This is a genomic window from Falsiroseomonas sp. RANM36, assembly GCF_056682175.1.
This window is the reverse complement of the sequence record NZ_JBWXTD010000002.1, coordinates 28,462-50,407: the sequence shown is the minus strand read 5'-3', so window position 1 is coordinate 50,407 and position 21,946 is coordinate 28,462. Positions and strand designations below refer to the sequence as shown.

Annotated in this window: 21 protein-coding genes; 13 read left to right on the top strand and 8 right to left on the bottom strand. The window is 71.9% G+C overall.

Annotated elements, in window-relative coordinates:
- Window positions 1-729 (bottom strand): TetR/AcrR family transcriptional regulator (locus AC1MIR_RS01080; RefSeq protein WP_480026341.1); only part of this gene is annotated, 729 nt, incomplete at its 3' end.
- 150 nt (window positions 730-879) lie between these two features.
- On the opposite strand from AC1MIR_RS01080, the gene AC1MIR_RS01075 reads away from it, so the two are divergent.
- Genes AC1MIR_RS01075 through AC1MIR_RS01050 form a run of 6 tightly spaced genes read left to right on the top strand, consistent with a single transcriptional unit; the run spans window position 880 to window position 7,615 of the window.
- Window positions 880-1,755 carry an FAD binding domain-containing protein gene (locus tag AC1MIR_RS01075; RefSeq protein ID WP_480026340.1) on the top strand — a complete coding sequence of 292 codons (876 nt, stop codon included), beginning with the start codon at window positions 880-882 and terminating at the stop codon, window positions 1,753-1,755.
- On the top strand, window positions 1,752-2,225 hold the full coding sequence (locus AC1MIR_RS01070) for a (2Fe-2S)-binding protein (protein WP_480026339.1): 474 nt from the start codon (window positions 1,752-1,754) through the stop codon (window positions 2,223-2,225). Before AC1MIR_RS01075 ends, AC1MIR_RS01070 begins: the two co-directional genes overlap by 4 nt.
- Window positions 2,222-4,618 carry a xanthine dehydrogenase family protein molybdopterin-binding subunit gene (locus AC1MIR_RS01065; protein WP_480026338.1) on the top strand — a complete coding sequence of 799 codons (2,397 nt, stop codon included), beginning with the start codon at window positions 2,222-2,224 and terminating at the stop codon, window positions 4,616-4,618. Before AC1MIR_RS01070 ends, AC1MIR_RS01065 begins: the two co-directional genes overlap by 4 nt.
- Window positions 4,619-4,641: 23 nt before the next feature.
- Entirely contained in the window at window positions 4,642-5,712 is a 1,071-nt protein-coding gene (locus AC1MIR_RS01060) for a C4-dicarboxylate TRAP transporter substrate-binding protein (RefSeq protein WP_480026337.1), read from the top strand.
- 19 nt (window positions 5,713-5,731) lie between these two features.
- Window positions 5,732-6,289 carry a TRAP transporter small permease subunit gene (locus AC1MIR_RS01055; RefSeq protein ID WP_480026336.1) on the top strand — a complete coding sequence of 186 codons (558 nt, stop codon included), beginning with the start codon at window positions 5,732-5,734 and terminating at the stop codon, window positions 6,287-6,289.
- 6 nt (window positions 6,290-6,295) lie between these two features.
- Complete coding sequence (locus AC1MIR_RS01050) at window positions 6,296-7,615, top strand: TRAP transporter large permease (RefSeq protein ID WP_480026335.1); 1,320 nt, start codon at window positions 6,296-6,298, stop codon at window positions 7,613-7,615.
- Between the two features lie 34 nt (window positions 7,616-7,649).
- Here AC1MIR_RS01050 and AC1MIR_RS01045 read toward each other — a convergent pair whose 3' ends face one another.
- Window positions 7,650-8,642, bottom strand: coding sequence for a Bug family tripartite tricarboxylate transporter substrate binding protein (locus AC1MIR_RS01045; protein WP_480026334.1), 993 nt, complete (start codon window positions 8,640-8,642; stop codon window positions 7,650-7,652).
- A gap of 99 nt (window positions 8,643-8,741) precedes the next feature.
- On the opposite strand from AC1MIR_RS01045, the gene AC1MIR_RS01040 reads away from it, so the two are divergent.
- The gene (locus AC1MIR_RS01040; protein ID WP_480026333.1) at window positions 8,742-9,479 is read left to right on the top strand and encodes an aspartate/glutamate racemase family protein; all 738 of its coding nucleotides are present in this window, start codon (window positions 8,742-8,744) and stop codon (window positions 9,477-9,479) included.
- 43 nt (window positions 9,480-9,522) lie between these two features.
- On the opposite strand, the gene AC1MIR_RS01035 is transcribed toward AC1MIR_RS01040, so the two are convergent.
- The 5 genes from AC1MIR_RS01035 to yghU all read right to left on the bottom strand — a co-directional run bounded on the left by AC1MIR_RS01035 (window position 9,523) and on the right by yghU (window position 14,559).
- A complete protein-coding gene (locus AC1MIR_RS01035; RefSeq protein ID WP_480026332.1) occupies window positions 9,523-9,747 on the bottom strand; it encodes a hypothetical protein in 225 nt (74 codons plus the stop codon).
- A gap of 182 nt (window positions 9,748-9,929) precedes the next feature.
- Window positions 9,930-10,676 carry a cold-shock protein gene (locus AC1MIR_RS01030; protein ID WP_480026331.1) on the bottom strand — a complete coding sequence of 249 codons (747 nt, stop codon included), beginning with the start codon at window positions 10,674-10,676 and terminating at the stop codon, window positions 9,930-9,932.
- A gap of 103 nt (window positions 10,677-10,779) precedes the next feature.
- The gene (locus tag AC1MIR_RS01025) at window positions 10,780-12,042 is read right to left on the bottom strand and encodes an NAD(P)/FAD-dependent oxidoreductase (protein ID WP_480026330.1); all 1,263 of its coding nucleotides are present in this window, start codon (window positions 12,040-12,042) and stop codon (window positions 10,780-10,782) included.
- Window positions 12,039-13,643, bottom strand: coding sequence for an AtzH-like domain-containing protein (locus AC1MIR_RS01020; protein WP_480026329.1), 1,605 nt, complete (start codon window positions 13,641-13,643; stop codon window positions 12,039-12,041). The genes AC1MIR_RS01025 and AC1MIR_RS01020 overlap by 4 nt, the downstream gene beginning before the upstream one ends.
- A gap of 43 nt (window positions 13,644-13,686) precedes the next feature.
- The gene (gene yghU / locus AC1MIR_RS01015; protein WP_480026328.1) at window positions 13,687-14,559 is read right to left on the bottom strand and encodes a glutathione-dependent disulfide-bond oxidoreductase; all 873 of its coding nucleotides are present in this window, start codon (window positions 14,557-14,559) and stop codon (window positions 13,687-13,689) included.
- Between the two features lie 333 nt (window positions 14,560-14,892).
- On the opposite strand from yghU, the gene AC1MIR_RS01010 reads away from it, so the two are divergent.
- The 5 genes from AC1MIR_RS01010 to AC1MIR_RS00990 are packed head-to-tail and all read left to right on the top strand — an operon-like array spanning window position 14,893 to window position 21,241.
- Window positions 14,893-16,077, top strand: a complete 1,185-nt coding sequence (locus AC1MIR_RS01010; protein ID WP_480026327.1) for an ROK family transcriptional regulator — start codon at window positions 14,893-14,895, stop codon at window positions 16,075-16,077.
- A 54-nt stretch (window positions 16,078-16,131) separates the two neighbouring features.
- Entirely contained in the window at window positions 16,132-17,712 is a 1,581-nt protein-coding gene (locus tag AC1MIR_RS01005) for an ABC transporter substrate-binding protein (protein WP_480026326.1), read from the top strand.
- A gap of 42 nt (window positions 17,713-17,754) precedes the next feature.
- Window positions 17,755-19,272 carry a CocE/NonD family hydrolase gene (locus AC1MIR_RS01000; RefSeq protein WP_480026325.1) on the top strand — a complete coding sequence of 506 codons (1,518 nt, stop codon included), beginning with the start codon at window positions 17,755-17,757 and terminating at the stop codon, window positions 19,270-19,272.
- A complete protein-coding gene (locus AC1MIR_RS00995) occupies window positions 19,164-19,646 on the top strand; it encodes a CocE/NonD family hydrolase (RefSeq protein WP_480026324.1) in 483 nt (160 codons plus the stop codon). The genes AC1MIR_RS01000 and AC1MIR_RS00995 overlap by 109 nt, the downstream gene beginning before the upstream one ends.
- Window positions 19,643-21,241 carry a tannase/feruloyl esterase family alpha/beta hydrolase gene (locus AC1MIR_RS00990; RefSeq protein ID WP_480026323.1) on the top strand — a complete coding sequence of 533 codons (1,599 nt, stop codon included), beginning with the start codon at window positions 19,643-19,645 and terminating at the stop codon, window positions 21,239-21,241. Before AC1MIR_RS00995 ends, AC1MIR_RS00990 begins: the two co-directional genes overlap by 4 nt.
- Before the next feature lie 234 nt (window positions 21,242-21,475).
- Here the strand turns inward: AC1MIR_RS00990 and AC1MIR_RS00985 are convergent, their stop codons facing one another.
- Window positions 21,476-21,634 (bottom strand): hypothetical protein, encoded by a 159-nt coding sequence (locus tag AC1MIR_RS00985; RefSeq protein WP_480026322.1) that lies wholly within the window; start codon window positions 21,632-21,634, stop codon window positions 21,476-21,478.
- Between the two features lie 107 nt (window positions 21,635-21,741).
- Between AC1MIR_RS00985 and AC1MIR_RS00980 the strand changes: the two genes are divergently transcribed.
- On the top strand, window positions 21,742-21,946 hold a 205-nt coding region (locus AC1MIR_RS00980; RefSeq protein ID WP_480026321.1), incomplete at its 3' end, for a hypothetical protein.

Below are 21,946 nucleotides of genomic sequence, written 5' to 3'. Positions count from 1 at the left end.
CCCGACCCCCCCCCAAGCGCCGGCGCGGGCCGCCGCGGGGGGGGCGGCGCCGCCGTGGGGGGGGGCGCCGTCGGGCGCCGCGGCCCGCGCCGCGGGCCGCATGCCTCGCCCTGTAGGATCCGGCGGAGTCGCCTTCGACAGAAGCCCCGCGAGGAAGCGCGCGACATTCGCCTCCACCACCGGGCCGTCATCCGCGGGCGTCGGCAGGCGGTAGATGTGGCGGCGGATGCCGAGATAGACGACGCCGCCATGCAGCGCCCAGAGCTCCTCCATGGCCGGCGCGCGGTAGCGGCCATCCGCGGCGATCTCCTCACGCAGCGGCTCGAGCAGCTGCGTCGTGACGCGGCCCATGTAGCGCTGGTTCAGTTTCTGGCCCGCGAGGCCGGCCCACATGAAGATGCGGATCCACTCATAGGTGAAGATGGTGGCGTAGTCGCGGTAGAAGCGGCGCATCCGCGCCTCGATCGGCACGCCGCGGTCGCGCAGGTCGCTCGCCCAATGCGGCTTCAGGCGGCCGAGGAAGACGCGCTGGTAGACCGCCTCGACCAGTTCGTCCTTGCTGGCGAAGTAGCGGTAGAGCAGCGCCTGGGTGATGCCGGCGCGGCGCGCCAGGTCGCGGGTGGTGCCGCCGAAGCCGACCTCGGCGAAGTAGCAGACGGCGGCCGCGACGATCTGCTCGCGCCGCGCCTCCGGATCGAGCCGCCGGGCCGGTCGCACGCTGCCGTCCACGGCTTCCCCTCCCCTTCCCCCCTGCCTGCGCCATGCAAGCCGGCTTGCTTGACATCGGTTTAGTTTTTGCTGATCAGGTGATCAACAAGCAACCGATCCGCAAGCGACCGATCCCGCCGCGACGGGGCATGGACAGGGGGGATACCGCCCATGAAATGGCCGGCCTTCGCCTATGTGCGGGCCTCGACGCTGGACGAGGTGTGGCGGCTGCAGGCGCAGCATGGCGAGGGCGCGCGCGTGCTGGCCGGCGGGCAGACGCTGCTGGCGACGCTGGCCTTCCGGCTTTCCGAACCCGACATCCTCGTGGACATCACGCGCATCGCCGCGCTGCGCGGCATCTCGGTGCAGGGCGGGCGGCTGCGCATCGGCGCGCTGACGCGCCATGCGGAGCTCGGGCGCGATCCGCTGGTGGCGCAGCACGCGACGCTGCTGGCCGAGGCAGTGCCCTTCATCGCGCATCCCGCGATCCGCAACCGCGGCACGATCGGCGGCAGCCTTGCCTATGCCGATCCGGCGGCGGAGCTGCCCGCCTGCGTGGTGGCGCTGGATGCGACGCTGGTGCTGGCCTCGGCGCGCGGCGAGCGGCGCGTGGCGGCGCGCGACTTCTTCACCGGGCTGTTGGAGACGGCGCTGGAGCCGGGCGAGTTGATCGCGGCAGTCGAGGTGCCGCTGCCGGATGCGTCGCGGCGCAGCGCCATCGTGGAGGTGGCGCGGCGTTCGGGCGACTATGCGATGGCTGGGCTGGCGGTGACGCTTTCGCTCGATGCGGGGATGCGCGTGGCGGCGCCGCGGCTGGTCTATTTCGGCGTGGGCAACGGGCCGGTGAGCGCGGCGCGTGCCGCGGCCGCGCTGGAAGGCCGCGTGCTGGGCGCGGAGAGCATCGCGGCGGCGCAGGCGGCGCTGGCGGGCGACCTCGATCCGCCGGCCGACCTGCACGGGCCGCCCGCGATGAAGCTGCACCTGGCGCGCGTGCTGACGGCGCGCGCGCTGCAGCGCTTCCTGCCCGCGACGGAGATCGCCGCATGAGCCAGCGCGTGGAGATCACCCTCAGGGTGAACGGGGAGCGCGTGACGCGCAGCGTGGAGCCGCGGCGTCACCTGGTGGATTTCCTGCGTCTCGACCTCGGCCTGACGGGCAGCCATGCGGGCTGCGAGCATGGCGTCTGCGGCGCCTGCACGGTGCGGGTGGATGGCGAGATCGTGCGCGGCTGCCTGGTGCTGGCGGCGAGCCTGGACGGCGCCGAGGTGACCACCATCGAGGGGCTGACGGAAAGCGGCGAGGTCGCCGACCTGCAGGCCGCCTTCGTCGCGCGCAACGCGGCGCAGTGCGGCTTCTGCACGCCGGGCATGGTGATGGCGGCGGCGGACATCCTGCGGCATCACAAGGATGCGGACCGCGCGGCGATCCGCGAGCATCTCTCGGGCAATTACTGCCGCTGCACCGGCTACCAGGCGATCGTGGACGCCGTCGCTGAAACGCTGGAGGCCCGGCGATGAACCAGATCCCGACGCCCGAAAACATCGGCCTCTCGCGCGAGGACCTGCCGAATTCGTACATCGGCCGGTCGGTGCCGCGGCCGAACCTGCCGAAGCTGGTGCAGGGGCTGGCGAGCTACACCGACGACGTAACGCTGCCGCGCATGGTGCATGCGGCCTTCCTGCGCAGCCCGCACGCGCATGCGCGCATCGTGGCGGTGGACAGCGCGGCCGCACTCGCGGTGCCGGGCGTGCTGCGCGTCTTCACGGGCGCCGATCTCGCGAAGGTCTGCGATCCCTGGGTCGCGACGCTCGATCACCTCAAGGGCATGAAGTCGGCGCCGCAGCACCCTCTGCCGCTGGAGCGCGCGACCTGGCAGGGCGAGCCGGTGGCCGCCGTGATCGCGGAGAGCCGCGCGGCGGCGGAGGACGGCGTCGCGGCGCTCTCGGTGGAATGGGACCCGCTGCCGGCGCAGCTCGACATGGAGACGGCGCTGGCGCCGGGCGCGGTGGTGATCCATCCGGCGCTCGGCGACAACCTGGTCTTCACGCGCACCGCGACGAAGGGCGATTTGGAGGCGGCGATGGCCGCCGCGCACAAGGTGGTGGAGGCCACCTTCGTGACCGGGCGGCACACCGGTGTCACGCTCGAGCCGCGCAGCATCATCGCAGACTACAACCGCGCGGACGGCACGCTGACCGTGCACCATTCGACGCAGGCGCCGCACATGATGCAGGGCGTCTTCGCGAAGCAGCTGCGGATGGAGGAAGGCCAGGTCCGCGTCATCTGCAAGGATGTCGGCGGCAGCTTCGGCATCAAGGTGCATGTCTATCCGGACGAGGTGGCCGTCGCCGCGATCGCCAAGGTGATGGGCCGGCCGGTGAAGTTCGTCGCCGACCGCTTCGAGAGCTTCGTCAGCGACATCCATGCGCGCGACCACCGGCTGAAGGGCCGCATCGCGGTGGACGCGCAGGGGAAGATCCTCGGCTTCGACATCGACGACCTGACGGGGATCGGGCCATATTCGGTGTATCCCCGCACCAGCGCGGTGGAGGGGAACCAGGTGGTGAACCTCTGCGGCGGGCCCTACGACTTCGCGAATTACCGCTGCACGACAACGGTGGTGCTGCAGAACAAGGCGCCGACCTGCCAGTATCGCGCGGTGGGGCACCCGATCGCGACGGCGGTGACGGAAGGGCTGGTGGACATGGCGGCGGAGGCGCTCGGGATGGACCCGATCGAGATCCGCCGGCGCAACCTGATCCGCGACGACGCCTATCCCTACACCTCGCCGCCGGGGATGCGGTTCGAGGGGCTGTCGCACCACGCCGCCCTCGACAAGCTGCTGGCGATGGTGCCGGTCGCGAAGATCCGCGCCGACCAGGAGGCGCAGCGGAAGAAGGGCGTGTATCGCGGCCTCGGCTTTGCGAGCTTCATCGAGCTGACCAACCCCTCCCCCTTCATGTACGGGCTCGGCGGCGCGCGCATCTCGGCGCAGGATGGCGCGACGGTGCGGATGGACCCGGACGGCTCGGTGGTGGTGCTCTCCGGCGTCACGGAGCAGGGCCAGGGCACGGAGGGCATCCTGCGCCAGATCGTCGCGCATGGCGTCGGCGTGGCGCTGGAGCGGGTGAAGGTGGTGACCGGCGACACGCAGACCACGCCATACGGGGGCGGCACCTGGGCCTGCCGCGGCGCGGGCATCGGCGGCGAGGCGGCGCTGCAATCGGCGATCGCGCTGAAGCAGCAGATCCTGGTCGTCGCCGGCGCGATGCTGCAGGCGGCGCCCGAGAGCCTCGACATCGTGATGGGCGAGATCGTGGAGAAGGCCGGCGGCCGCGCCCGCATGCCGCTCGGCGAGCTCGGCCGCATCCTCTATTTCCGCGGCGACACACTTCCAAAAGACCTGCCGCGGGAACTTGTGCAGACGCGGCACTTCATCACCAAGGAATACCCCTTCGCCTTCACCAACGGCATCCAGGCCTGCTGGGCCGAGGTGGATGTGGAGACGGGCATGGTGAAGGTGCTCGAGCACTGGTGCGTCGAGGATTGCGGGCGGGTGATCAACCCGCTGCTGGTGGACGAGCAGGTGCGCGGCGGCATCGTCCAGGGCCTCGGCGGCGCGCTGTATGAGCATTGCGTCTATGACGGGCAGGGCAACCTGCTGACGACGACGATGGCCGACTACCTCGTGCCGATGTCGGCCGAGATGCCGGACATCCATGTCGGCCATGTGGAGACGCCGACGCGGGAATCCCTGCTCGGCGCCAAGGGCGCGGGCGAGGCCGGCACCGCCGGCGCGCCGGCCGCGCTGATGAACGCGATCAACGACGCGCTGCGCCCGCTGGGGGCGCGCGTGACGGAGCAACCCTTCACCCCGGCCTGCATCCTGCGCGCGCTCGGGAAGATCTGAAGCATCGAGGGAGACGAACGACCATGACCATCCGCCGCCGCGGCCTGCTGGCCGGAACCGCCGCGCTGCCGCTGTTCTCGATCGAGAGCCGCGCGCAATCCGCGCTGAACGTGACCATCGCGTCGAGCCACCCGGTCGCGAACTACTGGGTGCACAACATGAAGACCGTGTTCCAGCCCGAGGTGGACAAGCACCTGCGGGACAACGGCAACACGCACCGCATCAACTGGCGCGAGGCCTATGGCGGCACGCTCTACAAGTTCCAGGACACGATGGAGGCGGTGCGCGACAACATCACCGACATCGGCTATGTCGGCACGCTGTGGGAAGGCAGCACCATGCCGCTGCAGAACGTGACCTACTTCACGCCCTTCTCCGGCGCCGACCACAGCGTGGTGGCACGCGCCTTCGAGCGGCTGAACGCGACGGTGCCGGCGATCCAGCAGAACTGGAACGGGCTGAACATGGTCCCGCTCAGCTCCTATGTGACGGACAGCTACCACATCTGGTCGAACTTCCCGATCCGCTCGCTGGACGACCTGCGCAACCGCCGCATCTCGGCGCCCGGCACCTCGGCGAACTGGCTGCAGGGCACGGGTGCGACGCCGGTGGATGGCGCGCTGACCACGTACTACACCGACATCCAGACCGGCGTGTCCGAAGGCACGCTGTCCTTCTTCGTCGGCATCCTGCCGACGCGGGTGTACGAGATCGCGAAATACATCACCAAGGTGGATGTGGGCGCGATGTATGTCGGCGGCATCGCGGCCAACCGGCAGCGGATGCAGCGCTGGCCGGAGCCGGTGCGCAACGCGATGGTCGCCGCCGGCAAGATCTCGACCGAGAAGCACATCGAGGACGTCTCGGGCCGGATCGCGGCGGCGGAGCGGGAGATGGTGCAGAAGGGCGCCATCGTCTCGACGCTGCCGGCGGCCGAGCGGCAGCGCTGGATCAGCGGCCTGCCGAACCTGGTGCAGCCCTGGGCGCAGAGCGCGGGCCCGGCCGCGCGCGAGGTGCTGAGCGCCTATTTCGAGGCGATCCGCGCTTCCGGCGTGACGCCGGGCCGGAACTGGGACCGCGAGCTGTCGGCCTGACCGCGCAGGGAGCGCCGCCATGACCGAGGAGGTTGACCTGGCGGCGCTCGATGCCGCGGGCGGGCAGCAGGGCTTCGATCCGGTCCGCATGCTGCTCGACCTGCTGGCGGCCATCGGCACGATCTGGACCTTCGGGCTGATGCTGCTGATCTGCGCCGACGTGATCGGGCGTTCCTTCCTGAACGCGCCGATCACCGGCGTGGCGGAGATCGCCGCCCATTCGGTGGTCGGCATCGTCTTCCTGCAGATCGGCGCGACCATCTACCGACGGCGCATGACGCGGGCGGACTTCCTGATCGACCGCATCCTGCGCGCGGCACCGCCGCTCGGCCGCGCGGTCGAGATGCTGTTCATGCTGGTGGGCGCGGCGGTGATGGCGTTCATCGCGCAGTCGGCGTGGCCGGGGGTTTGGGCTTCGCTGCAGATGGGCGAGTTCTTCGGCGTGCAGGGGCTGTTCACCGTGCCGACCTGGCCGTTCCGCGCGCTGATCGTGCTGGGCGGCGCGGCGGGTGCGCTGGCCTATGGCGCGCTGTTCCTGGCGGAAGCGCGGCGCCGGCGGGCGCCGGCGCGGGGCTGAGCGGCGATGGAGGACCTGACGCTTGGCTTCGTGCTGATCGGGGCGATGGTCGGGCTGATCCTGCTCGGCCTGCCGATCGGCCTTTCCCTGATCTCCACCGCGGCGATCGGCGTGTGGCAGCTGCGCGACAACCCCGAACTCGCCTTCCGCTTCACCGCGATGGCGACCTATTCCGGCATCCAGGACTACCTGTTCGCGACCATCCCGCTGTTCGTGCTGATGGGGCTGCTGGTCAGCGTGTCGGATGTCGGCAAGGACACCTTCGAGGTCGCCGAGGCGCTGCTCAAACGCCTGCGCGGCGGCCTCGGCATGGCGACCGTCGCGGCGAACGCGGTCTTCGCCGCGGTGACGGGCGTCTCCATCGCCTCGGCGGCGGTCTTCACCAAGGTCGCGGTGCCGGAGATCCTGCGCCACGGCTACAACGCGCGCTTCGCCACCGGCACCGTCGCGGGATCCTCCATCCTCGGGATGCTGATCCCGCCCTCCCTGCTGATGATCGTCTATGGCGTGCTGGCGGAAGTCTCGATCGGCAAGCTGTTCATCGCCGGGATCATCCCGGGTCTGCTGATCGCCGCGGGCTTCATCGCGATGATCTGGACCTACGCGACCTTCTTCCCGCATCGCATCACCGCCCATGGCGGCCCGCTGCCGGAGATGAGCGGCACGGCGATGACGGGGCGCGAGATGGCGCTGAAGTCGGTGCCGATCCTGTCGCTTGTCGCCCTGATCCTGGGCGGGCTCTACACCGGCTTCTTCACGCCGACCGAGGCGGGCGCGGGCGGCGCCGCGGGCGCGCTGCTGCTGGCGCTGCTGCGCCGGCGGCTCGATGGCCCGAAGCTCTGGCGCGTGCTGCGGGAGACGGGGCTGGTCTCGGCGGCGATCCTGTTCCTGCTGATCGCGGCGGGCCTCTATTCGCGCATGCTCGCCATGGCGGGCGTGCCGCAGGCGATCGGCGACATGGTGGAGCATCTGGGCCTCGGCCCCTATGGCTTCCTCGCCGCCTTCCTGCTGCTGGTGCTGGTGATGGGGATGATCCTCGACAGCACCTCGATCCTGCTGATCATGGTGCCGATCGGCGCGCCGATCGCGCAGGCGATGGGCTTCGACCTGATCCACTTCGGCATCATGCTGATCATCGCGGTGGAGATGGGGCTGCTGACGCCGCCCTTCGGGCTTTCCGTCTTCACGGTGAAGGCGACGCTGTCCGATCCGCGGATCGGGATCGAGACCATCTTCGCCGGCGCCCTGCCCTTCGTGGCGGTGATGGGGCTGGCGCTGGTGGCGATCGCGCTGGTGCCCTGGCTGGCGACCGCGCTGGTGAATTGAACGGGCGCCGGCGCGAAGCCGGCGCCCTCCCCATTCAGTCCACCGTCGCGCCGGCGTCGCGCACCACCTCGGCCCAGCGCGCCACGTCGCGTTCCTGCACGGCGCGGAAGGCCGCCGGCGTGGTGACGGTCGGCGGGTCGATGCCCTGGTCCTGCACCAGCCAGCTGCGGAAATCGGGCGCGGAGATGATCTTCACGATCTCCTCGCTGAGCCGCTGCGTGATGGCGGGCGGCAGGTTGGCCGGGCCGAAGACGCCGTACCAGGTGGTGCTCTCGAAGCCCGGCAGGCCGCAGGCCTCGGCGACGGTCGGCACGTCCGGCAGCGCCGGGATGCGCGCGCGCGTGGTCACCGCATGGCCGCGCACCTGGCCCTGGGTGATCATCGGGATCGCCGGGCCGGTCTGGTTGAAGAAGAGGTCGATCTGCCCGCCGAGCAGCGCGGTCACCACGCCCGCCTGGCCGACGAAGGGCACATGCACCATGTCCAGATTCGCCGCCTTGGCGAAGCGCACGCCGGCGAGATGGGTGGAAGCGCCGTTGCCCGTGCTGCCGAAATTCAGCGCGCCCGGCCGCGCGCGGGCGTCGTTGATGACGTCCATGCAGCTCGTGTACTGTGGGCGGTGCTGGATCGAGGTGATCAGGATGTTCGGCACGTCGCCCAGATGGGCGATGGCGGTGAAGTCGGTCAGCACGTTGAAGTTCAGGCGGCGGTAGAGCGCCTGGTTGATCGCATGGGTGCCGGCGGTGCCGAACAGGATCGTGTAGCCGTCCGGCCGCGCCTTCGCGACGAAGTCGGACGCGACGTTGCCGCCGGCGCCGGTCCGCGGGTTGATCACCACCGGCTGGCCAAGCACGCGGGAGAGCGGCTCCGCGAGCTTGCGGGCATAGATGCCGACGCCGGAGCTGTTGGGGAAGCCGATCACCATCTCGATCGGGCGCGTCGGCCATTGCGGAGCCTGCGCGGCGGCGGGTGCGGCGCCGAGCAGGGCCGCGAGCGGCAGGGCGAGCAGGCGGCGGGACAGTCTCATCTGCGGTCTTCTCCCGATGTTGCCGGGCGACTTGAAGGCGTGCGGGCGGGCGTGGCAACCCCCTTCGCGGCGATGGCGGTGCGCGGCTAGTCTTCGGGCATGACGCAGCAAGCCCCTGCACCGCGCATCGCGCGCGGCGGCAAATCCATCTATGGCGCGCCGCTCGGCATCCTGATGCTGGAAGCGCGCTTCCCGCGCATCCCGGGCGACATGGGCAATGCGGCGACCTGGCCCTTCCCCGTGCTGTTCCGCGTCGTGCGTGGCGCCAGCCCGGAGAAGGTGGTGCTGCAGGGCGCGCGCGGGCTGCTGCCGGATTTCGTCGCGGCGGCGAAGGACCTGGTGGATCTCGGCGCGGAGGCGATCACCACGAACTGCGGCTTCCTCTCGCTGTTCCAGGCGGAGCTGGCGGCGGCGGTGGCGGTGCCGGTGGCCACCTCCTCGCTGATGCAGGTGCCCTGGGTGCAGGCGACGCTGCCGCCGGGGCGGCGGGTGGGCGTGATCACGGTCAGCCGCGGCAGCCTGACGCCGGCGCATCTGGATGCCGCCGGCGTGCCGCGCGACATCCCGGTGGAGGGCACGGAGGATGGGCGCGAGTTCTTTCGCGTGCTGATCCGCGGCGAGACGCAGGACATGGATGTCGCGCTGGCCGGGCAGGACATCCTGGAGGCCGGGCGGCGGCTCGTGTCGCGCCACCCCGAGGTGGGGGCCATCGTGCTGGAATGCACCAACATGCCGCCCTATGCCGCGGCGCTGCAGTCGGCGCTGCGGCTGCCGGTGTACGACATCTACACGCTGGTGTCCTGGTTCCACGGCGGCCTGCGGCCGCGCGCGTTCTGACGCGCGCCGCGGTTGTTCCGCCGCGCGCCGCGCGGGGCGGCGTTCAGCGTTCCTCGCGCGCGGCGTGGTCGAGCACCGCATCGAGCGCGGCGCGGAGCCTGGCGAGATCGCCGGTGGCGCGGCTGCGCTCGGCGGCGATGGCGACCACGGCGGCGACGGCGGAGATCAGGGTGGGGGTGGTGCGGCCGGCGTGGCGGGACGGCTGGCCATTGGCGGCGGGGCGGAGCGGCGTGGACCACGGCGCCGGGAAGGGCAGCGGTTGCGACATCGGGACTCTCCATCGCGCGGGGAGGCGCCCGACCTTCGTCACACTCCTGGAATGAAGAAAGGGTAAACGAAATCGTCCGTGCGGGCGCTGCCGCGCGGGTTTCGGTTAACGAAGCCGCAAAAAGAAAAAGGCCCCGGCCGCAACAGCGACCGAGGCCGGCAGTCTGGTTGCGGAGCGGCGGCCTACTTGATGTTGACCGCCTGCCGCCCGCGCTGTCCGTCGCGCACATCGAGCGCGACCTTCTCGCCCTGCTGCACATCCTGCTTGCCTGCGCGCTGCAGGACCGAGGAATGCAGGAACACGTCCTGGCCGCCATCGTCGGGCGTGACGAAGCCGAAGCCGCGCACCTGGTCGAACCACTTCACCGTGCCGCTGATGGCATAGGTGGGGCCGCCCTCGTCGCGGGCGAAATCACGACGCGGTGGGCGGTCGCCGAAGCCGCCGCCGCGCGGGGCGCCGAAGCCGCCGCCGCCGCCGCCGAAGCCGCCGCCACCGCCGAAGCCGCCGCCGCGCGGGCCGCCGAAGCCGCCGCCGCCGCCGAAGTCACGCCGCGGGGGGCGATCGCCGAAGCCGCCGCCACCGCCGAAGTCGCGCCGCGGGGGCCGATCCCCGAAGCCGCCGCCGCCGAAATCGCGCCGCGGGGGGCGATCGCCGAAGCCGCCGCGCGGACGGTCGCCGCCGCCCGGGCCCTTCGTGACGCCGTGGATCCGCGTCACCAGCCGCCGGCCCTGCCGGTCCGTGCCGATCTCGCAGTTCAGCTTGTCGCCGGTCTCCGGCGGCTCGATCCCGGCTTCCGTCAGCGCGGAAGCGTGGAAGAAGACGTCCTGCCCATCCGGTCCGAGGACGAAGCCGAACCCCTTTCGGGAATTGTACCACTTCACTTCGGCCTCGATCGGGCCGGCATCACCCTGTTCGCTATCGGGAAGCACGACTGTTATCAATCCGTTACCAAGGACACGACCCGACACGATGCAGGGCCGCCAGTCGGCAACATGGCATTGGGCCGTCTCGAAAGCCAGCACAAATACGGCGTCAATGAAAACGGGACGGGCGGAAGGGCTCGACCGGGATCGGGGGGGGTGCGCCGGCCAGCATCGCGGCCAGGATCCGGGCCGTGCGCGGGCCGGCGACGAGGCCGACATGGCCGTGGCCGAAGCCGAGCAGCACGTCCGGCGTGGCGGCCGCCGGGCCGAGGCAGGGCAGGCCGTCCGGCATGGAGGGGCGGTGGCCCATCCAGACCTTCACCCGCTCCGCCGGCAGGTCCCGCGGCAGGTTGGGGAAGCTGCGCAGCAGGTGATCGCGCAGGATCTCCGCCCGCTTCCAGTTCGGCGCGGCCTCGAGCCCCGCGATCTCCACCTGGCCGGCGCAGCGCAGGCCGCGGTCGGTCCAGGTGACGGACATCTTGCCGTCATAGGGCATCAGCGGCGTGCGCGGGCCGGTTTCGCTGTCGAGCACCATGGCGTGGTAGCCGCGCTCGGTCTCGAGCGGGACGTCCGAGCCGGCGGCGGCGGCGAGCTTCCGGGAATGGGCGCCGGCGCAGATCACGGCACGGTCGGCCGGGACCTCGCCGCGCTCGGTCAGCACGGCGCGCAGGCGGCCGCCCTCGATGCGAAAGCCGGTGGCGCGGTCGCGGCGGAGATCGGCGCCCTCCGACCGCGCCTGGGCGACCAGGGCCGCCACATAGGCGCCGGGATCGCGGCAGTGGCCGCCTTCCTCGACCAGCACGCCGAAGCCGTAGCGGCGGTCGAGCTCGGGCTCGCGCTGGCGCATCTCGTCGGCATCGAGCTCGAGCCACTCGATCCCGACCTGACGGCGGATGCGCCAGGCCATCGCCTCGCTCTCGAACTCTTCCCGACTCCTGTAGATATACATCAGGCCGCGGCGCTCGATCAGGTGCTCGACACCGGCGCGGGCGGCGAGGTCGCGATGCAGGGCCGGCGCGTCCTGCAGCAGCGGGCGCAGCGCGCGGGCGGCGGCGAGCACCTGCTGCTCGGTCCAGCCGGCGCGGAGATACTTCACCAGCCAGGGCGCGACGCGGGGGAAGTAGGACCAGCGGATGGCCAGCGGCCCCAGCGGGTCCATCAGGAATTTCGGGACCTTCTTCCAGAGGCCAGGCACCGCCGGCGGGATGACGGACATGGGGCTCAGCCAGCAGCCATTGCCGTAGCTGGCCGCCTGCTCGCCGCCCGGATCGCCGGGCTCGACCAGGGTCACGCGGAAGCCGGTGGAGAGGGCTTCGAGCGCCGTCGCGGCACCGACGATGCCGGCGCCGATGATCGCGACATGCGGCGTCATGCCGGCTTGTCCTTCATCGCGCGGCCCGGGTCCTGGCCGGCCAGCAGCGAGACATGCGCCGAGACGACGCGCCAGCCTTCCGGCAGGCGGGCCATGATCTTGGTCTCGCGGCCGATCAGGCCGGTGCCGACGCGCTCGTATTCCAGATGCGTCGCGGCGAAGTCACGGCCGAAGGCGACGATATGGACCTTGCGCTGGATGCGCTGCGCATAGGCCTTCACGCCGGCGCGGAAGGCGCGGATCGCCTCGTGCCCGTAGAGGATCTCCGTGATGCCGAAGCGGACGGTGCGCGGATCGGCCCAGAAGATCGCGTCCAGCTCCTCGGTGCGGTTGGCCATCAGCGCCGCCTCGTAGCGGTCGAAGACGGCGCGGACCTCCGCCAGCACCGCCGGATCGTCGAGTTGCACGCGCGGACCCCCCTGCCCTGCCCGGGCGGGAGACTGCCGCGCCGGCCGCGGGCTGCAAAGACAGCGGGGCGGGGGGGGGGGGGGGGGGGGGCGCCCCACGGCGGAGGGCGTGTCCTTCAGTCGCACCGCGGGCGCGAGGGTGCGCCGCAGGCCCTGCCGCGCATCCGGCACCTCCGTGACCACGCCGCGCGCCATGGCCTGCGGGTGGGCCAGCGCCTCGTCGTAGTGCAGCACGGGCTCGGCGGGGATGCCCGCCTGTTCCAGCGCGGCGAGCCATGCCGCGCTGTCGCGCTGCGCCAGGCGCTCGTTCAGGATCGCCACCAGCGCGCCATGGTTCGCGACGCGCGCGGCGACGGTGGCGAAACGCGCGTCCTTCGCCAGCTCCGGCTCGCCGAGCAGGTCGCAAAGCCGCGCGAAGAAATGGTCCTGGCCGGCGCCGAGCGTGATGTAGCCATCCGCCGTGCGGAAGATCTGGTAGGGCGCCGCGCCGCGATGCGCCTGGCCGAGCCGTTCCGGCCGGCGCCCGGTGCCGAGCACCGCGGCGGCCTCGTAGACGCTCATCGCCAGCGCGGATTCGAACAGCGACGCCTCCACCTGCTGCCCGCGGCCGGTCCGCTGGCGTGCCTGCAGCGCGCCGAGGATGCCGATGCAGGCGAACATGCCGGCGCTGATGTCGGAGATCGCGATGGGCAGGCGATGCGGCTCGCCCTCCACCGGGCCGTTGCTCGCCATCAGCCCGGCCATGCCCTGCGCCATCAGGTCGAAGCCGCCATGCGCAGCCCAGGGACCGTCCTGCCCGAAGCCCGAGATGGAAGCGAGGATGAGGCGCGGATTGAGCGCATGCAGCGCCGGCCAGTCCCAGCCCATGCGGGCCAGCGCGCCGGGGCGCATGTTCTCCACCAGCACATCGGCGCGCGCGATCAGGCGGCGCAGCACCTCGGCATCCTCGGGCTTCTTCGGATCGAGCGCGATGCTGCGCTTGTTGCGGTTCCACAGCGCATAGGGCGCGCCCATGCCCTCCACCATCGGAGGCATGCGGCGGGAATCGTCGCCGGCGCCGGGGCGCTCCACCTTGATCACCTCCGCGCCCATGTCGCCGAGCAGCATGGTGCAATAGGGGCCGGAGAGATGGCTGGTGAGGTCCACCACCACCAGCCCATCGAGTGCGCCCTGCATCATCCGGTCCCCTGCCATGCCGCGCCAGCCTGCCAGCCGGCGCGGCCTCCGGCCAGACGCGTCAGCCGCCGGCGAGCTTGTCCTGCGTCTTCGTCGCGAAGTCGCCGGCGTCGTGCCGTTCCCAGAGCTGGCTGGAGGGCTCGCCCGAGGTGCGGTTCACCATGCGGCCGCGCTGGACCGCCGGGCGCGCATGGATCGCATCGGCCCAGCGCACCACGTTGCGGTAGGACTGCACGTCGAGGAACTCCGCCGCGCCATAGAGCCAGCCCTTCACCAGCCCGCCATACCAGGGCCAGATCGCCATGTCGGCGATGGTGTAGTCCGGGCCGGCGATGAACGGGCTCTCGGCGAGCCGGCGGTCCAGCACGTCGAGCTGGCGCTTCACCTCCATCGTGAAGCGGTCGATCGGGTATTCCATCTTCGTCGGCGCATAGGCGTAGAAATGCCCGAAGCCGCCGCCGAGATAGGGCGCGCTGCCCATCTGCCAGAACAGCCAGGAGAGGCACTCGGCGCGCGCCGGGCCGGATGCGGGCAGGAAGGCGCCGAACTTCTCCGCCAGGTAGACCAGGATCGCGCCAGATTCGAACACGCGCACCGGCTGCGGGCCGCTGCGGTCCACCAGCGCCGGGATCTTGGAGTTCGGATTGATGGCGACGAAGCCGCTGCCGAACTGCGCGCCCTCCCCGATGCGGATCAGCCAGGCATCGTATTCGGCGCCCTGGTGACCGAGCGCCAGCAATTCCTCCAGCAGCACGGTCACCTTCACGCCGTTCGGCGTGCCCTGGGAATAGAGCTGCAGCGGATGGCGACCGACCGGCAGTTCCTTCTCATGCGTCGGGCCGGCGACGGGACGGTTGATGTTGGCGAAACGGCCGCCATTGGCCTTGTTCCAGGTCCAGACGGCGGGCGGGACGTAGTCGGGCGTGCTGCTCATGCTGCGCGGCTCCTGTCGGTCATGGCGAAGGGGATATCGCAGGGGGGCATCTGGTGGAACCATCGCTGGAGGCAAGCCGCTCGCCATCGCCGGCGAGGCGTCGCCGGCGCCAGCGGGTCTCCGCCACGACGGCTGCCACGCAGGCCGGGCGACGGGCGCGTCGGCGGGCTCGTGGAGCGCGAGACATCCTTCGCCGATCCATGGCTCGGATACGCATGCGGCGCCTGACCGCCGCGAGGTCGGCCAAGCCGCCCGGCCGCGCCGCCTTGCGTTCTTGACCTGCCATCCGCGCGAAGCGTAGCCTTCTTACACTCTGTAAGAATAGAGCATGGCATGGAAAGGCTGCGGACCAGGCGGCAGACACGCGCGGCGGTGCTGGACCGGTTGCTGGCGACCGGCGGCCTGTTCCGCCCGCAGCTCGCGGCCGATTGCCAGCTCACCGAGGCGAGCATCTCGCGCATCGTCGCCGAGCTGCGCGACGAAGGGTTGGTGGAGGAGGTCCGCCGCCCCGCGCCCTATCACGGCGGCCCCAGCCAGATGGTGGTGCTGCGAAGCGACCAGTGGGTCGCCGGCCTCGACCTGGCGAATGAGCGCCTGGCCCTCGGCGTGACCACGATCGGCGGCGAGTTGGCGTTCCAGGAGCGCCTGCCCCTGCCGCCCCTCTCGGACCAGGCGGCCATCGCGCGCGCCTTCGAGACGGGCATCGCGACCCTCGTCGCATGGTTCGGGCAGCGCGGCGTGGCGCCGCTGCGCGTCGCGGCCTCCATCCCCGGCCTGCGCGAGGCGGACGGCGCGCCCAATCCGATCGTGGCGCTCGATGGCGCATGGCTGGCGGCGCGGCTCGAGGCAGCCTTCCCCGGGGTACCGGTGGCGCTGGCGAACTCGGTGGCCGCGCGCGCCGCGATGCATCTGCGCGGGCCGGGCAATCCGCCGGTCGAGACGCGGCATCTCTACATCCATCTCGGCCACGGCGTCGGCGGCGCCTGGGTGGAGCCGGTCACGGCCGCGATGCCGATCCGGCCCTTCGAGTTCGGCCATGTCGTGGTGGACCGCAACGGGGCGCGCTGCCGCTGCGGCCACCAGGGCTGCCTGGAGGCGAGCGCCTCGGCCACCGCCATCGCCGCCTTCCTCGGCATTGCCGAAGCCGCGCTGATCGCGGCCGGCGACGACTGGCCGGCGCTGGTGCGCATGACGCCGCGCCGCACCGCGCTGCTGCGCGATGCGTTGCATCGCGTCGGCCTCGTGATCGGCAATGTGCTGAACGTGATGCCGGTCTCGCTCGTCGTGCTGTCGGGCTGGCCGGCGGCGCTGCCGCAGCCGATGCAGGCGGCGATCGCGGAGGGCATGGATTCCAGCCTCTTCGGCGGCCTCGCCGCGGCTTCGGTGCCGCTCCGGATCCTGCCCGCCTCGCTCGGCACCGATCCGCGGCCGGCGCTTGCCTGGGCCATGCACGAGCTGGTGCGCGAGGGCGGCCTCGCTTCGGCGACGCGGGAGGCAGACCGCCGCGCCATGCGGTGATGCGCGTGACTTGAACAACACCGCCTTGCGAGGCGGAAAGAAGGAGGAACGACCATGAACGCATCGCTGCGCGCGGCGCCCTGGCTGCTGGCCGCCTCGCTCGCGCTGGTCCCCGCGCCGGGGCAATCGCGCGACCTGACGATGGCGCGCGTGGCCGAGCATGCCGCGATCGACCCGCATTTCAACAATGCGGGCAACGACGCCTCCACCATGCGCAACATCTACGACAGCCTGCTGAACTTCGACGTCAACCAGGCGATCGGGCCCTCGCTCGCGGTCTCCTGGCGCGTGCTGGACCCGGTGACCTGGGAGATCCGGCTGCGCGAGGGCGTGCGCTTCCACGACGGCTCGCCCTTCACCGCGGAGGATGTGGTCTTCTCGCTGACGCGCGCGAAGGACGTGCCGAACAGCCCGTCGAGCTGGGCGCGCAATGTGGGCGACGTGGCGAGCATGACGGTGGTGGACCCGCACACGATCCGCGTCACCTCGCGCCAGCCGACGCCGCTGCTGCTGGAGCAGATCGGGCAGGTCTACATCGCCTCCCGCCGGGTCGCGGAAGGGGCCAGCACCTCGGACTTCAACGCCGGGCGCGCCGCGATCGGCACCGGGCCGATGCGCTTCGTCTCCTGGACGCCGGGCGACCGGATGGAACTGCGGCGCTACGAGCAGCACTGGCGCGGCGCCTCAGATTTCGAGCGCGTGACGGTGCGCTTCATCACCAACCCCGCCGCGCGCATCTCCGCGCTGCTGTCGGGCGATGTCGAGGTGATCGACGGCGTGCCCTCGGGCGACGTGGCGCGGCTTCAGCGCGACCGGAACGTGCGCGTCAGCGCCATCGTGACGCCGCGCATGGCCTACATGGCGCTCGATTCCGCGCGCGACGAAAGCCCCTTCGTCACCGATGCGGAAGGCCGGCCGATGACGCGCAACCCGCTGCGCGACGCGCGCGTCAGGCGCGCGATCTCGCACCTGATCAACCGCGAGGCGCTGGTGAACAGCCTGCTCTCCGGCGGGGGCGTGCCGGCCGGGCAGATCGTGCCGGAAGGCCAGGGCGGGCATGACCCCGCGCTGCTGCCCACGCCCTACGATCCGGCCCGCGCCCGCGCGCTGCTGGCCGAGGCCGGCTGGCCGAACGGCTTCGGCCTGACCATCCATTCCTCCAACAACCGCTTCCCGCAGGATGCGGCGATGGCCCAGGCGATCGGGCAGATGCTGGCGCGCGGCGGCATCCGGGTGAACGGCGTGGTGACCATGCCCTTCAACGTCTATATCGGCCAGGCGACGGACCAGCGCTTCTCCGCCTTCCTCTTCGCCTACAACAGCGCCAGCCCGCATTCCGCCGACGGGCTGCGCGGCCTGCTGGCCACGCGCGACCTGCCGCGCGGCATGGGCGGCGTCAATCGCGGCCGCTATTCCAACGCCGCGTTCGACGCGGCGCTGGCGAAGGCGCTGGCGGTCTTCGACGAGGCGGAGCGCAACCAGCTGCTTGCCGCCGCGACGCGGATCGGCATGGAGGATCAGGGCATCGTCCCGTTGCTCTGGCAGAAATCCTTCTGGGCCTCGCGCGGCGACGTGGCCTACGAGGCGAACATGCTCGACGAGACCTCGGTGCGCTTCGCGCGGGTAGCGCGATGAGATGCATGCGGATCGCGCGGTGAGATGCGTGCGGAGCGCGCGGTGAGCGGCATTCTGCGGATGCCGATGCGCGACGGCGCGCATCTGGCGGCCAGCCTCTATCTGCCGGAGGGCGGCGGCCCCTTCCCCGTCGTGCTGGAACGCACGCCCTATGGCCGGGACGCGCCGCGCCGTGTCGAGGTCACGGCCGCCGATCCCGAGCCGATGGACGGGCCGCGCCTGGCCGCGCGGTTCACCGCCGCCGGCTATGCGGTGGTGCTGCAGGATTGCCGCGGCCGCGGCGGGTCCGAAGGCGTGTTCGAGAAATACCTCAACGAAGGCGCGGACGGCTTCGACAGCTGCGCCTGGCTGTTGCGCCAGCCCTGGTGCGACGGGCGCATCGCGACCATCGGCATGTCGTACGGCGCGCATTCCGCCGCCGCGCTCGGCTGCCTCGATCCGCCGGGCCTCGTCGCGCAGGTCCTGGATTCCGGCGGCTTCGACAATGGCTGGCGCAACGCCATCCGCCACAACGGCGCCTTCGAGCTGAAGCAGGCGAGCTGGGCCTTCAACGAGGCGCGGCGTTCCCCCGAAGCCGCCGCCGATCCCGTGCTGCGCGCGGCGCTGGACGCCGAGGATCTCGCCGCGTGGTTCACCCGCATGCCCTGGCGCGAGGGCCATTCGCCGCTGCGTCACCACCCCGGCTATGAACGCGTGCTGCTGGACCAGTGGCGCGCCGGCGCCTTCGACGCGGGCTGGCGCCGCAACGGCCTCTGGGCCGAGGGAGCCTACGATCGCTACAGCCGCGCCGCCGTGCTGCACATGTCGTCCTGGTTCGATCCCTATCCGGCGACGGCGGCGCAAAACTATCGCGGCCTGACGCGGGCGCGCCGCGGCCCGCAGCGGCTGATCCTCGGCCCCTGGACGCATGGCGACCGCAGCGCGCGGGTGTTCGGGGATGTGGATTTCGGACCGGAGGCGCCGATCGATTCATGGGCCGGCGACTGGACCCGGCAGCGCATCCGTTTCCTGGACCATGCCGTGCGCGGCGTGGCCGATGGCGAGCCGGCGGTGCGGATCTTCGTGATGGGCGGCGGCAGCGGGCGACGCACGCCGGCGGGGCATCTCGATCATGGCGGGCGCTGGATCGCCGCGTCGGACTGGCCGCTGCCCGGCGCCGTTCCGACGGCATTCCACCTGCACCGCGACGGCACCCTGCGGCGCGAGGCGGCAGGCGCCGGCGCCGCGCCGATCAGCTTCCGCTTCGATCCGGCGAACCCGGTGCCGCCGATCGGCGGCGCCGGTTGCGCGCGCGCGCCCCTCGCGGCCCCCCGCCGCCCCGGCCCGGGGGGGGGGGGGCCGCCTGCCCCCCCCCCCCCCCCCCCCCCCCCCCCGGCAGCCAGGACCAGGTGGAGGGGCCGGGCTTCTTCGGCTGCCGCCCGCCCTACCTGCCGCTCGCCTCGCGGCCGGACGTGGTGGTGTTCCAGACACCGCCCCTCGCACAGGCGGTGCAGGTGGCGGGGCCGGTGGAGGTCGAGCTCTTCGTCGCCACCGATGCGCCGGACACGGATTTCGCCGTGAAGCTGGTGGATGTGCATCCCCCATCGGCGGATTACCCGCGCGGCTACGCGATGCTGCTCGGCGACACCATCATGCGCCTGCGCTACGCGGAGGATCCCGCCGCGCCGCGGCTGTCGCGCCCCGGCGAGGTGCGGCGCGTGCTTCTCTCGCTGCCGATCGCCAACCTGTTCCTGCCCGGGCATCGCATCCGGCTGGATGTCTCCTCCTCCAACTTCCCGCGCTTCGACGTGAACCCGAACACCGGCGAGCCTGAGGGCGAGGCGCGTGGACGACGCTGCGCGACGAACACGATCTTCCTCGACGCCGGCCGGCCAAGCCGGCTGGTGCTGCCGCTGCTCGACCAAGGCGACGAAGGACAGGAGGGAAGGTCATGATGAGGATGCTTGCCAGCGCGGCCCTGGCCGGCCTGCTGGCCCAGGGCGCCGCGGCGCAGACCCTGGATTGCGCGGGCCTCGCCGGCCTGCGCATCGCGGCCGCGGCGATCACGCTGCCGACCGGCGGCGCCGAGGTGACGCAAGCCGCCGCGGTGAGCGACGCCAGCGGCGCCTATTGCCGCGTGATGGGCGCGATCCGGCCGGTGGATCCGGCCGCGCCCGCGATCCTGTTCCAGGCCAACCTGCCGTCGCGGTGGAACGGCAAGGCGCTGCAGTTCGGCGGCGGCGGCTACAACGGACGCATCCCTGCCACCACCGGGCTCGAGCGGCACGGCCTGGACGGCACGCCGACGCCGCTCGCACGCGGCTTCCTCACCTTCGGCAGCGATTCCGGACACCAATCCGCCAGCGCCGACGATGCGTCCTTCGCGCTGAACGCCGAGGCGCTGCGGAATTTCGGCTACCAGCACATCCGCAAGACGCTCGACGCGGTGCGCCAGGTGGCGATCGCGCATTACGGACAGGCGCCGCGGCGCGTCTATTTCAACGGCGGCTCGACCGGCGGGCGGGAGGGGCTGACGGCCGCCATCCGCTGGCCCGAGGCCTATGACGGGGTGATCACCTGGTATCCGACGGCGAGCTTCATGGGCCTCCGGCTCTGGGGCGCGATGCTGGCGCGCGCGGTCTATGAGGACGAGTCCGCCGGCTGGATCCCGCCTGCCATGGTGGCCCGCATCGCGCGCGATTCCCTCGCGCGGTGCGACATGCTGGACGGGGTGGCGGACGGGCTGGTCAGCAATCCGGACGGGTGTCGCCGCGGCGCCGCCGCCGCGCTCGACGCCCTGCGCTGCCGTGCCGGAGAGACCGGCAACCCGGAGACCTGCCTGACCGAGGCGCAGATCGACCGCACCATGCGCGTCTATCACGAGGGCTATCGCCTGCCCTTCGCCTTCGCCAACGGCGCGACCGACTACCTCGGCTACAACAGCCTCGAGGGCATCGCGATGCAGCTCGGCAGCCAGCGGGAGCTGCTCGACCCGCCGCGCTCCGGTCCGAACGCCCATCACGTGGACCGCGCCTATCAGTTCTTCCGCTACTTCGTGCATGGCGGGCGCGACCTCGACATCCGCAGGATCGACGTCGCGGCGCCCGGCCCGGTGCGCGACCGCATCACGGAGATCTCGGCCCTGTTCGACGCGACGGCGACGGACCTCTCGGCCTTCGCCGCGCGGGGCGGCAGGATCATCTGGCTGCAAGGCAACGACGATCCCTCGGTCAGCCCGCTGGAGAACCGGCGCAACCACGAGGCGATCGTGGCGCGGATGGGCCGCGAGGCGACGGACCGGTTCATCCGCTATTTCGAGGTCCCGGGCCTCGCCCATGGCGGCGGCCGCTTCTCGCCGACCTGGGAGAGCCTCGCGGCGCTCGATGCCTGGGTGGAGCACGGCACGCCGCCGGACAATGCGGTGGTGACCGACGGCACGCGCAGCGAGACGCGCGGCCGCACGCGGCCGCTCTGCGCCTATCCGAGCTGGCCGAAATACCGCGACGGCAACGTCAACGACGCGGCAAGCTATGTCTGCGCGAGGCAATAGCCGCCGACAGCGAAGCGCGGCAGGTCGCCGATCGGTTGCTGCTGGAAGAGGATGCCGAACGCGGCGTGGCAGCGGCCCGGACGGGCAGCCTGGCCCAACTCGGTCGCTGAGCCGCGGCCTGCGCGGTCGTCCACCGGGGATGACCGCGCGGACGCGGCGCGCCTCGGCGCCGGGATGCCGCGCAGTGTCGCGCAGCGCGGGCGGCCGCCGGCTGCCCGCCGGCGGCGCGGATCGTCACCCGATCAGGTCGATGACGATCTTGCGGAGTTCCTCGCGGGACAGCCCGCAGGACATCGGCGCCTGGGCTGCGGGATCGGCCTTCGCCGGCGGATGGTGCGGGGCGACAGGCTGCGGCAGGCGGTCCGTGCCGCCTCGATGGGATAGTGCGTGCATGAGCATTCTTGCCGGGCGCCCCTTCGGAGCGCAGCGGCGATGATCCTTCGAAAAGCTGTGGGTAGGGCTGCCCGCGGGGGCCGGCATGCGGCGCGCTTTGGGCGCGGATGCCGGGGGTTCGACCGGGGCGATCCGCTCCGCCGGGGCGGAGCGAAGTCGGCACTCGCGGGGGGGGGGGGGGGGGCCCCCCCCGCGGGGGGGGGGGCGCGGGGGGGGCCCGCCTGCGGGGCGGGCGGGGCGACGACAGCTACGTGCTGAGCGACCCGGACCAGGTGGTGGAGCTGCCGGAGGAAGGCCTCGACACGATCCTGA